The following is an 11,265-nucleotide window of genomic DNA, read 5'->3' on the forward strand; positions in this document are numbered from 1 at the left end:
CGCCGCGCTGCGGCACGCCCGCCCGCTCGGCCCGGCCGGCGACGCCGGCGCGGACGGCATGCTGCGCGGGCTCGGGTCCGGCGGCGGGACGGTCCGCGGCCGCGCCAAGATCGTGCTGGACCCGCGCGTCCCGCCCGGCGACTGCGCGGGCCGCATCCTCGTCGCCCGCGAGACCGACCCCGGCTGGCTCTCCCTGATGATCGCCGCGTCCGGGCTGGTCGTCGAGCGCGGCACCCTGCTCTCGCACACCGCCGTCACGGGACGGCTGCTCGGCGTGCCGACCGCGGTCGCGGTCGGCGGCGCCGTCGCTCGCATCCCCGACGGCGCCTGGATCGAGCTGGACGGGCGGTCCGGCACGGTCCGCGTCCTCGGCGCCCCGGCGGGCGCCGCCGCCGGCTGACCCCGGCACCGCCCGAGAACCCCGCGAAGAAGGAGGAGTCGGCACGTGGAAGAAGGAGCGTTCGGCCAGGCCGCGCAGGAGCGGGCGGCCGCCGAGGTCGAGGCGGAGATCGGCCGGCTGTGCGAGCGGCTCGCCGAGGGCCTGGCGATGGGCCTGGACGAGGGCCGCGAGATGGTCGGCGGCGCGATGGCGGAGTTCCTGGTGGACTTCTTCGAGGTCGTCCGTGCCAAGGGCTCGCGCCCCGGGATGCGGGGGATGGTCGCGCTGCCGATGCTCGTCCACGGCGCGGAGACCGGCGACCCGGCGCCCGCCCGGCCGCTCGCCGTCGTCCACCTGCTGTGGTGGGCCGCCGCCCGCTACCTGGACGACCTCACCGACGCGCCCGGCGCCCCGGCGGCCGGCGATACCGCGGTCGCCAAGCGGGTGCTGACGGCGCTGGCGGTCGGCGGCCAGCTGCCCGCCCGGCTCGTCGCCGGCCTGCCGGTGCCCGACGCCGTCCGCTGCGGGCTCGCCGACGAGGTGTCGCGCGCCTGGCTCGACGCGGTGGACGGGCAGTTGCGCGACCTCACCGAGCGACCGTCCGCCGCCACGCCCGCGTCGGTGCTGCGCGCCTACGCGGGCAAGACCGGCGCGCCGTACGCGATGGCGGCGGCGTCCGCGGCCCGGCTCGCCGGTGCGGGACCCGGCCGGGCCGGCGGCTGGCGCGCGTTCGGCCGCCGGCTCGGCGTCCTCCGCCAGCTCGTCAACGACCAGCGCGACCTGGCGTCGGGGCGGCACGAGGACCTCGCCAACGGCACCGCCACGTACCTGCTCGCGCACCTGCTGTCCGCGCTGCCGGCCGCGCGGCGGCGCGAGGCCCTCGCGCTGCACGCCGGCGCCCGCCACTCGGCGTGCGCCCGCGCCGAGCTGACCGCCTGGATGCTCGACGAGGACGTCCTGGACGGCTACGCCGCGTCCGTCGCGCCGCTCGTCGGGCACGCGCACGACCTGCTCGGCCTTCTCGGCGGGGACCCCGCGCACGTCCGCGAGCTGCACGACCTGGTCGACGAGACGGCCGGGCACCTGCCCGGACTGCGGCTGGCCGTGGCCTGAGAGGAGGACCCCGCATGACTTCGGCCGGCGGACCGCCGGACTTCCTCGCGGCGCAGGGCCCGCGGGTCGCCGCGGCGATCGGCGAGGCGCTCGGCGGCCACCCGGCGCACCAGCCGATCCGGCGCACCGCCGGGCCGCTGTTCGGCGGCCGGGAGGAGACCGCCGCGCGGCTGCTCGCGCTCGTCGCGGCGGGCGGCCCGCTGCCCGCCGACGACCTCGCCCGGTTCCGCGACCTCGGGGCGATGGCGGCGCGGCAGGGCATCCCGCTGCCGGTGCTGTCGGAGGTGTGGGACGCCGCGCTCGTCGCGGCGGCGCGGGCCTGCTGGGCGGCGGCGCCCGCGGGCCGCTTCACCGAGCTGGCCGAGGCGACGGGCCGCGCCGCGCGGCTCGCGGGACGGGCCCGGGAGGCGTGCATCCAGGGGTACGCGGACGCGCCGCGCGAGGGCGCCCGGTCCCGGCCGCTGCGCCGGCTGCTCGCCGAGACGCTGATCGACGGCGCGCCCGCCGAGGTCATCGCGGAGGCCGCCGGGGTCGCGCTCGCGCCCCGCTACCTGGTGCTGCGGTGCGAGGCGCCCGGCCTCGGCGCGGCCGCCGCCGCGCACTGGGCGCGGGCCCGCGAGCACCTGGAGGCGATCGACGGCGTGCTCCACTCCGGCGACCTCGCCGAGCTGGTCGCGCTGTTCCCGGCGGGGGACCCGGAGCGGGCCGAGGTGGCGGCCGCCGAGTTCGTGGCCGTCCTCGCCACCTGGACGCGGGGGCCGGTGCACGCCGCCGCGTCCTGCCGGAGCGGTCTCGGCGGGATCCCCGACGCGCTGGAGGAGGCGTCCCGGGTGCTGACGGTCGTCAAGGCGATCCCGGACGCCGAGGACCGCCCCTACCGCGCCGACGAGCTGCTCGTCGAGCTGGCGATCCTCGGCCAGCCCGGCATCCGCGAGCGGCTCGCCGCGGTGCTGTCCCCGCTGGACGCCGGCACCGACCTGCGCCGGACCCTGGAGGTGCTGCTCGCCTGCAACCTCGACCGCGAGCGCGCCGCCCGGGAGCTGTGGATCCACCGCCGGACGCTGCACTACCGGCTGGACCGGATCCGGGACCTGTCCGGCATCGACCCGAGCTCCGCGCGCGGCATCCAGCTGTTCCGCGCCGCGCTCACCTCGGCGCGGCTCGCCGGGCTCGAACGCGACGGCCGCCGGGCCGAGGAGGCGTCGCTGCCGCCGCCGCTGAGCGCCTGACGCCTCCGCGGACGCCCCGCCCGCGCACCCTGACCGGAGACCCGCCCGAAATGCCCGACCGGACCCCCGCTCGGAGAGCGATGTTGGACTTCCCCCTGCCGCACCGTCCCGGCGTCCCGCTGGACGGCGGCCACCTGCGCCGGCTGCGCGAGCGCCCGATGGCGCCCGTCCGGCTGCCCGGCGGCCACGACGCGCTGCTCGTCACCCGGCACGCCAACGTCCGCGCCGTCCTGGCCGGCGACGGCTTCGGCCGCGAGGCGTGGACCGGGGGCACCCTCTTCGCCCGCGACGCCCCGTCCCTGGCCCTCGTCGCCTCCGACCCGCCGACCCACACCCGCCGCCGCCGGGCCGTCCAGGGCCGTTTCACCGCCCGCCGCGCCGAGGCGGACCGCCCGCGCGCGGAGGCCGCCGCCGAACGGCTGCTGGACGGCCTGGAGGCCGCCGGGCCGCCCGCCGACCTCCTCGCCCGCTTCGCCACGCCGCTCCCGTACGCACTCATTCGCGACATGCTCGGCGTCCCGGCCGCCGGCCTCGGGAGGCTGCTGCCGTGGGTCAGCGCGCTGATGTCGGCGGGACACGTCCCCGCAGGGGAGGTCGAGGCCGCGCGCGCGGGCATGTTCGGCTACTTCTCCGCCCTTCTCGACGCGCGCCGCGCCGGGATCGCCGCCGGGGACCCCGGCTCCGACCTGCTCACCGAACTGCTGGCGGACCCCGGGCAGCGGCTCACCGCCGAGGAGATCACCGTCTTCGGGCTCGGGCTGTTCATGGCCGGCGGCGAGACCACGTCCAACTTCCTCGCCGCCTGCGTCCTGGAGCTGATCGCGCGGCCGGACGTGGCCGCGTCGCTGCGCGCCGACCCGTCCCGCATCCCGGCGGCGGTCGAGGAGTTCCTGCGCTGGGTGTGGTTCGGCGGCACCGGCGGCAGGCCGCACGTCGTGCTCGCCGGTACGCGCCTGGGCAGGACGGAGGTGCGGCGCGGTGACGTCGTCGTCCCGCTGACCGACGCCGCCAACCGCGACGCGGACGCGTTCGCCGACGCCGACGCGTTCCGCCCGGACCGCTCGCCCAACCCGCACCTCGGCTTCGGGCACGGCCGCCACCTGTGCCTCGGCGCGCCGCACGCCCGGATGGTGCTCCAGGTCGCCCTCGCCGCGCTGCTCCGCCGCCTGGACGGCCTCGATCTGGCGATCGACCCGGCGCGGCTGCGCTGGCGCGACCGGATGTTCGTGCGCGGCGTCTGGGAGCTGCCCGTGACCTGGCGCCCGCGGCGTTGACCGGGAGCGCGGCGTTGACCGGGAGCGGGGTGTCGAGCGGGAGCGGGGTGTCGAGCGGGGGCCGGGCCGGTGCGGTGGCCGGTTGGTGCCGGCGCGTCGGACGGTACGTCTCCGGAAGCTACACGCCGGTCCCGTCGCTGGTGTTCGCGGCCGCCTGGGCGTACGGCGTCACGGGGCTGTTCGCCGCGCTCGACCCGCTCGTCACGCGGTGGCGGCCCGGCGCGGGGACGGCGGTCGCCGCGGTCACGGTGTTCGCCGACCTGCTGCTGATGCGGGCGCTGGACGACGTCCGCGACCTCGGCTACGACCGGCGCTTCAACCCCGGACGGCCCCTGGCGTCAGGGGCCGTCCGGGTCCGCGACCTCGGCGTCCTGTACGCCGTCGGGTCACTGGCCGTCCTGGCGCTGAACGCGGTGCGGCCGTGGCAGGTCGCGGTCCTGGGCGTTCAACTGGGCTATGGGGTCATCGTGGTCGCCGCGCACTGCCGGTCGGGACGGCCCTCCGGCGATCGGCTGTTGGTGAACCTGCTGGTCAGCCTGCCGGCGCCCGTCCTGCTGCACGCCTACCTGTACGCCGGGTACCTGCACGAGGCCGGGCACCGCGCCGGACGGCCCGGACTCGTCGCCGTCACCGTGGCCGTCCTCGCGGCCGGGCACGCCGAGCTGGCGAAGAACCTGACCCGGACGCCGCGGCCGGGGGAGCGGACGTACGCCGCCGCGCTCGGGCTCCGGGGAACCGCCGCGCTGGCGCTCGCCGCGCCCGCGCTGTCGGCCGCCCTCCTCGCGGCGCGGTCGGAGGCGCCGCCCGCGTGGACGCCCGCCGCCGTCCTGCCGCTCGCCGTCCCGGCCGTGGCCGGGTACCGGTTCCTGCGCGGCCGGACCCGGTGGCCGCCGGCCGCGCCCGCGCTCCACCTGCTGCTCGCCTTCGCCGGGTACGCCGCGCTGGGCCTCGCGAGATGACGCGGCCGGAGGAGGCGCGAGCCGTCGTGCGGGCTCGTCAGGCGAGGCCCATCTCCCGCTTGACGGCCTCGAACTGCACCGCCATCGCCTCCGACAGCGCCTTCGCCCCCGACAGCGGACGCACCATGACGCAGAACTCGTCGATCAGCCCGGAGTCGTCGTGGTGCAGGAAGTCGCAGCCGTGCACCTCGCGGTCGCCGACCCGCGCCTTGAACACCAGCGCGTGGTCCCGCCCGTCGCTGATCTCCCGGACGTAGCGGAAGTCGGTGAACACGCGGGTGACGGCGCGCAGGATCGCCGACACCACCGGGCGGCCGTCATAGGGCGCGAACGCCACCGGGCTGAGGAACCGCACGTCCTCGGCCAGCAGGTCGGGCAGGGCGTCGAGGTCGCCCGTCTCGATGGCCGCGCGGAAAGGGTGCATCGGGCCTGCCTCCATGCCGGGTCTCGTCCCTGCTCGGGTCGGTGCTCGTCGTCCGTACCGTCGCCGGTGCTCGTCGGTGCTCGTGCCGCCGGCGCGCCGGCCGCCGTCCCGCCGAGCCTAATGTGATCTCCGTCCGGCGGGCGTGGCGGGGGGCACGCCGACCTGACCGACGTGACTCCTTTTTCTCATCCCTCCGCCTCTATCGGTAAATTTCATTCTTCGCGGAGAGTGATGCTGGTCTCATTCTCCGTCGCGGTTCCCCGTACGGGAATGAAACCGGCCCCTCATCGTCTTGATCACGGGGTGCGCCGCCGCCCGGAGCGCGGCGCCCACCCCGCCGCACGGACCGATCCATCCTCCCGGAGGCGTACCAGCGTGTCCCAGCCCGCCACCGCCCAGCACCCGCGCACGGCCGCTCCCGCCGGCACCGCGGCCGCCGGCCGCGAACCCGACCTCGGCCTGCCCGCCGAGCGCGGGTCCGGCCTGCTGATCGCCGTCCTGGCGTTCGCCGGCATCGTCGTCGCGGTCATGCAGACCCTGCTGATCCCGGTCATCGGGCAGCTGCCGCAGCTGCTGCACACCTCGCTGTCGAACGCGACGTGGGCGATGACCGCCACGCTGCTGTCCGGCGCCGTCGCCACCCCGATCATGGGACGGCTCGGCGACCTGTACGGCAAGAAGCGGATGACGCTCGTCAGCATCGGCACCGTCGTCGTCGGCTCGCTGGTCGCGGCGGTCAGCTCGCAGCTGCTGCTGGTCGTCGCCGGCCGCGCGATCCAGGGCTTCGCGATGGGCGCGATCCCGCTCGGCATCGGCCTGATGCGCGACTCGCTGCCCAGGGAGCGGCTCGGCTCGGCTCTGGCGCTGATGAGCTCCTCGATCGGCGTCGGCGGCGCGCTCGGCCTTCCGGTGGCGGCCTACATCGCCCAGCACTTCAGCTGGCACATGCTCTTCTACGGCGCCGCCGCGCTCGGCGCCGTGTCGTTCGCGCTGGTGGCGTTCGCCGTCCCCGAGTCGAAGGTGCGGGCGAAGGGACGCTTCGACATCGCCGGGACGGTCGGGCTCACCGCCGGGCTCCTGGCCGTGCTGCTGCCGATCACCAAGGGCGGCGACTGGGGCTGGACGAGCCCCCGCACCCTCGGGCTCGGCGCGGCCGGCGTCGTGATCCTCGTGCTCTGGGGCGTGGTGGAGCTGCGGCTGCGCGACCCGCTGATCGACCTGCGCACCACCGCGCGCCGCCAGGTGCTGCTCACCAACCTCGCCGCGATCACCGTCGGCGTCTCGTTCTACGCCATGTCGCTGGTGCTGCCGCAGCTGCTGGAGCTGCCGAAGGCGACCGGGTACGGCCTCGGGCAGTCGCTGCTGGTCGCCGGGCTCACCGTGGCCCCGATGGGCATCGCGATGATGCTGGTCTCGCCGCTGTCGGCGCGCGTCTCGGCCGCGTTCGGCGCCAAGACCTCGCTCATCCTCGGCATGATCGTGATCGGCGGCGGCTACGGCGCGGCACAGGGCCTGATGGGCGCGGTGTGGCAGGTCGCGCTGATCTCCACGATCGTCGGCGCCGGCATCGGGCTCGCCTACTCGGCGCTCCCCACGCTCATCCTCGGCGCCGTCGACCCGTCCGAGAGCGGGGCGGCCAACGGCGTGAACACGCTGATGCGCTCCATCGGCACCTCGGTGTCCAGCGCGCTCCTCGGCACCGTCCTCGCCCGCAACACGCTCCACTTCGGCGGCGCCGAGGTGCCGGACATGACCGGCTTCCGGATCTCGTTCGCCATCGCGACCGGCGCCATCGCGGTCGGCGTCCTGCTCGCGGCGTTCCTGCCGTCCGGCCGCCGCGCGGTGCGGCACGCCGGGCGCCCGGCCCAGGCGCCCGCGCCCGCCGCGGCCGAGGTTCCGGCCGCGGCCGCGGGTCCGGTGGAGAGCCCGGCCGTGCCGTCCGCCGGGAGCGAGACGCCCGCCGCGGCCGAGCCGTCCCCTGCTGGCGAGGGTCCGGCGGTGCGCGGACGGGTGCTGCGCCCCGACGGGACGCCGCTCTCCGGCGCCACCGTCACCCTGATCGACGCGAGCGGCCGCCAGCTCGGCGTGGTCGCCACCGGTGACGACGGCCGGTACGCGGTCGCCGCGCCCGCGCCCGGCGGCTACGTGCTCGTCGGGTCGGCGCCGGGCCACCAGCCCGAGGCCGCCACCGTCGCCGTGCTCGACGGCCCCGCCGCCGCCGACCTCGTGCTGGGCGGCATCGGCGGCGTGGCCGGCACGGTCCGCGACGAGGCGGGCGCGCCCGTCGCCGGGGCCGTCGCGGTCGCCACCGACCAGCGCGGCGAGGTCGTCGCCTCCGCCACCACCGGAGCGGACGGCGCGTTCGCGCTGGCCGACCTCGCGCCCGGCGGCTACACGCTGACGGTGAGCGCGGCCGGGCGCAGGCCCGCCGCCCGCCCCGTGCGGGTCGAGGGCGGCGATCCGGCTCCGGTGGAGATCGAGCTGCCCGCCGGACCCGCGCTGCGCGGCACGATCCGCGGCCGCGGCGGCGAGGCGCTCGGCGACGCGCACGTGTCGCTGGTCGACCAGGCCGGGAACGTCGTCGCCACCGCACGCACCGGCCCGGACGGCGCCTACGCGTTCGAGGGCCTCGCCCCCGAGGACTACACCGTCGTCGCGTCCGGGTACCCGCCGGTCGCGGTGCCGCTCGACCTGTCCGGCGCCGGGCGCGACGACCTCGACATCGCGCTCACCCACCGCCGGGGCGAGTAGCCGCCCGCGGGGGGCGGGCGGCCGCTCGCGGGGCGGGTGCGGCCCGGCGCGTCAGGCGCCGGGCTGCACCAGCACCTTGATGGCGCCGTCCTGCTTCTTCTGGAACATCTCGTACGCCTCCGGCGCCTTCTCCAGCGGCACGCGGTGGGTGGCGAGGTCCATGACGCCGAGCGGGTCGGCGTCGTCGGTGACCAGGGGCATGAGGTCGTCGATCCAGCGCTTGACGTGCGCCTGCCCCATCCGCAGCGCGATGCCCTTGTCGAACATCTGCAGCATCGGCAGCGGGTCGGTCATGCCGCCGTACACGCCGCTCAGCGAGATCGTCCCGCCCCGGCGCACCACCTCGATCGCCGTCAGGAACGCCGCGAGCCGGTCCACGCCGACCCGCTGCATCAGCGGCGCGGCGCTGTTGCCCGGCATCAGCCCGGTCAGCGTCTGGGCCAGCTTCGCGCCCGGCGAGCCGTGCGCCTCCATCCCGACCGCGTCGATCACCGAGTCGGTGCCGCGCCCTCCGGTGATCTGCCGGACCGCGTCCGGCACGTCGTCGGCGGCGTCGGCGTCGATCACCTCGATCCCGTGCCGGCGGGCCATCTCCAGCCGCTCCGGGACGAGGTCGACGCCGATGACCCGGTGGCCGAGATGGCGGGCGATCCGCGCCGACATCTGGCCGATCGGGCCGAGCCCGAGCACCGTCACCGAGCCGCCCTCGGGGATCTCCGCCCACTGCACCGCCTGCCACGCCGTCGGCAGCACGTCCGACAGGTAGACGAACCGCTCGTCCGGCGGCCCCTCCGGCACCTTGATCGGGCCGAAGTGCGCCTGCGGCACCCGCAGGTACTCCGCCTGCCCGCCCGGGACCTGCCCGTACAGCCGCGTGTAGCCGAACAGCGCCGCGCCCATGTTGCTCTCGCGGACCTGCGTCGTCTCGCACTGCGCGAACAGCTCCAGCTCGCACATGTGGCAGCGGCCGCAGGAGATGTTGAACGGGATGACCACCCGGTCGCCCGGCTTGACGTGCTTCACGTCCGGGCCGGTCTCCTCGACGATCCCCATCGGCTCGTGGCCCAGCACGTCCCCCTCGCTCATGAACGGCCCCAGCACCTCGTACAGGTGCAGGTCCGAACCGCAGATGCCGGACGAGGTGACCCGGATGACCGCGTCGTCCGGTTCCTTGATCGTCGGGTCGGGGACGTCCTCGACGCGGACGTCGCGCTTGCCGTGCCAGGTGAGGGCCTTCATGTGTTCCTCCTAGAGCGGGTCTAGGGCGGCAACTACCCGGCGCACCGGCGTGAAACGCGGGCGGCAGGGCGCCCCTGACTGGACGGGTAAAACGCGGGTAATCCAAGTCCATGAACCCCCTCGCGGACAGCGCCGGCGACAGTGACACCGACACCGATACCGCCCAGGGCGGCCGACTGCGCCTGGGCGTCCTCGACATCGGCTCCAACTCGGCCCACCTGCGCATCGCCGATCTCAGCCCCGGAGAGGCCCCCGCGCCCGTGCGGTCGGTGAAGAGCGCCGTGCGGCTGGCCGAGTCCACCGACCGGCACGGCGTGATCGGGCGCCCCGCCGTCGGGCGGCTGATCGGCGCGGTCCGGGAGGCGTCCGCCGCCGCGTCCGCCGCCGGGGTGGGGGAGCTGCTGCCGCTCGCCACGTCCGCGCTGCGCGACGCCGCCAACCGCGACGACGTCACCGCCGAGGTCCGCGCGGCGACCGGTGTCACGCTCGGGTTCCTGTCCGGCGAGCAGGAGGCGCGGCTGACGTTCCTGGCCGTGCGGCGCTGGTACGGCTGGTCGGCGGGGCCACTGCTGCTCGCCGACATCGGCGGCGGGTCCCTCGAACTGGCCTACGGGGCGGGGGACGGGCCCGAGATCGCGCTCTCGCTCCCGCTCGGCGCGGGCCGGCTCACCCGGCACCACCTGCAGGGCCGGCCGCCGGTCCGCAAGCGCACCCGCAAGGCGCTGCGCGCGCACGTGCGGTCCGTGCTGAAGGAGGCGACGACCGAGATCGTCGAACGGCCCGCGCCGGTCCGGGCGGTCGCGACGTCCAAGACGTTCACCCAGCTGGCCCGGCTGTGCGGCGCGCCGAAGGCCAAGGCCGGGCCGTACGCGCCGCGCCGCCTCGAACGCGCGGACCTGCACGGCTGGATCCCGACGCTGGCGAAGCTGCCCGACGAGGAGCGCGCGAGGCTGCGCGGGGTGAAGGCGTCGCGGGCGCACCAGATCCTGGCCGGCGCGATCGTCGCCGAGGCGGTCATGGACGTCCTCGGGCTCGACGGGCTGGACGTGTGCCCGTGGGCGCTGCGCGAGGGCCTCTTCCTGGAGCGCCTCGACGCGCTGGCCGCCGGGCGCCCGGCCGGACCGTCGTTCGGGAGCTGCGAGGCCATCGTCCCGTGAACATGCGGGACGTACATCTGTGGTCCGTGTGTCTTGACAGCACTCGAATGAGCCGTACACGCTTGTTCCGTTAATTTGCGGTACATAGATCGGCGATACGGTGCCCGGCAGGGCATCTCGGGAGGAGCGTGTGCGATGAGGGCTCCCGGCAACGCCGTCGAACCGGACCTCGGCCGCGACGCCCGCGTGCGGCGCGTCCTCGGCGGCGCGCTGCGCGACGCCGTCCCCGCGATCGTCGCGGAGACCGTCGAGGAGGTGCGGCGCGAGGTCCCCGAGTACGCCGCCCCCGCCTGCCGGGACGCGCTGGAGTTCGCCGCCGGATGCGCGATCGGCGCGTTCGCCGGCCTCGTCGAGCGGCCCGGCCCGCCGCCGGAGGACCTCCTCGCCTTCTTCCGCCGGGTCGGCGCCGCCGAGGTGCAGGAGGGCCGCGCCGCGAGCGCCCTGCAGAACGCGGCGAACGTCGCGACCCGCGTCGCCGTCCGGCACCTGTCCCGGGTCGCCGACGGGCTGGACGCCGAGGTGCCGCCCGGCCTGTACGGGCAGGTCGTCTCCGCGCTCTTCCCCTTCCTGAACCGGCTGACGGCCGCCGTCGCGCAGGGCCGCGCCGAGGCGGCGCGCGACCCGGCGGCGCTGCTGCTGCGCCGCCGCCGCGCGCTCCTCGACGCGCTGCTCGCCCGCCCCGGGACCGAGCCGCGGCGCATCGCCGCCCTCGCGCAGGAGGCGCGGTGGCCGGTGCCGCG

General features: G+C 76.6%; 9 protein-coding genes and 1 pseudogene. 8 read left to right on the forward strand and 2 right to left on the reverse strand.

Features of this window, described 5'->3' with window-relative positions:
• The 5 genes from amrb99_RS48565 to amrb99_RS48585 all read left to right on the forward strand — a co-directional run.
• The coding region (locus amrb99_RS48565) for a PEP-utilizing enzyme (protein ID WP_241756655.1) at positions 1-400 on the forward strand (400 nt) is incomplete at its 5' end.
• A 45-nt stretch (positions 401-445) separates the two neighbouring features.
• Positions 446-1,492: a polyprenyl synthetase family protein gene (locus amrb99_RS48570; RefSeq protein ID WP_190868892.1), complete on the forward strand. Its 1,047-nt coding sequence runs from the start codon at positions 446-448 to the stop codon at positions 1,490-1,492.
• A 14-nt stretch (positions 1,493-1,506) separates the two neighbouring features.
• Positions 1,507-2,721, forward strand: coding sequence for a helix-turn-helix domain-containing protein (locus amrb99_RS48575; protein ID WP_190868893.1), 1,215 nt, complete (start codon positions 1,507-1,509; stop codon positions 2,719-2,721).
• A gap of 80 nt (positions 2,722-2,801) precedes the next feature.
• A complete protein-coding gene (locus amrb99_RS48580) occupies positions 2,802-3,995 on the forward strand; it encodes a cytochrome P450 (protein ID WP_190868894.1) in 1,194 nt (397 codons plus the stop codon).
• A gap of 14 nt (positions 3,996-4,009) precedes the next feature.
• On the forward strand, positions 4,010-4,954 hold the full coding sequence (locus tag amrb99_RS48585; RefSeq protein ID WP_190868895.1) for a hypothetical protein: 945 nt from the start codon (positions 4,010-4,012) through the stop codon (positions 4,952-4,954).
• 37 nt (positions 4,955-4,991) lie between these two features.
• Here amrb99_RS48585 and amrb99_RS48590 read toward each other — a convergent pair whose 3' ends face one another.
• Complete coding sequence (locus tag amrb99_RS48590) at positions 4,992-5,378, reverse strand: nuclear transport factor 2 family protein (protein WP_190868896.1); 387 nt, start codon at positions 5,376-5,378, stop codon at positions 4,992-4,994.
• 375 nt (positions 5,379-5,753) lie between these two features.
• On the opposite strand from amrb99_RS48590, the gene amrb99_RS48595 reads away from it, so the two are divergent.
• The gene (locus tag amrb99_RS48595) at positions 5,754-8,129 is read left to right on the forward strand and encodes an MFS transporter (protein ID WP_347257193.1); all 2,376 of its coding nucleotides are present in this window, start codon (positions 5,754-5,756) and stop codon (positions 8,127-8,129) included.
• A 51-nt stretch (positions 8,130-8,180) separates the two neighbouring features.
• Here amrb99_RS48595 and amrb99_RS48600 read toward each other — a convergent pair whose 3' ends face one another.
• A complete protein-coding gene (locus amrb99_RS48600; protein WP_190868898.1) occupies positions 8,181-9,368 on the reverse strand; it encodes a zinc-dependent alcohol dehydrogenase in 1,188 nt (395 codons plus the stop codon).
• Between the two features lie 110 nt (positions 9,369-9,478).
• Between amrb99_RS48600 and amrb99_RS48605 the strand changes: the two genes are divergently transcribed.
• Both amrb99_RS48605 and amrb99_RS48610 read left to right on the forward strand, forming a co-directional pair.
• A complete protein-coding gene (locus amrb99_RS48605) occupies positions 9,479-10,525 on the forward strand; it encodes a Ppx/GppA family phosphatase (RefSeq protein WP_241756656.1) in 1,047 nt (348 codons plus the stop codon).
• Between the two features lie 135 nt (positions 10,526-10,660).
• Positions 10,661-11,265, forward strand: a pseudogene (locus amrb99_RS48610) (PucR family transcriptional regulator); the annotation flags it as partial.

It is taken from the genome of Actinomadura sp. RB99 (genome assembly GCF_014706005.1).
Taxonomy (GTDB): Bacteria; Actinomycetota; Actinomycetes; order Streptosporangiales; family Streptosporangiaceae; genus Spirillospora.

What these genes read in the sequence shown, in the direction of transcription:
- amrb99_RS48575 (WP_190868893.1), top strand. Translation starts at nt 1,507, where the DNA reads ATGACTTCGGCCGGCGGACCGCCGGACTTCCTCGCGGCGCAGGGCCCG.
- amrb99_RS48580 (WP_190868894.1), top strand. Translation starts at nt 2,802, where the DNA reads ATGTTGGACTTCCCCCTGCCGCACCGTCCCGGCGTCCCGCTGGACGGC.
- amrb99_RS48590 (WP_190868896.1), bottom strand. Translation starts at nt 5,378, where the DNA reads ATGCACCCTTTCCGCGCGGCCATCGAGACGGGCGACCTCGACGCCCTG.
- amrb99_RS48600 (WP_190868898.1), bottom strand. Translation starts at nt 9,368, where the DNA reads ATGAAGGCCCTCACCTGGCACGGCAAGCGCGACGTCCGCGTCGAGGAC.
- amrb99_RS48605 (WP_241756656.1), top strand. Translation starts at nt 9,479, where the DNA reads ATGAACCCCCTCGCGGACAGCGCCGGCGACAGTGACACCGACACCGAT.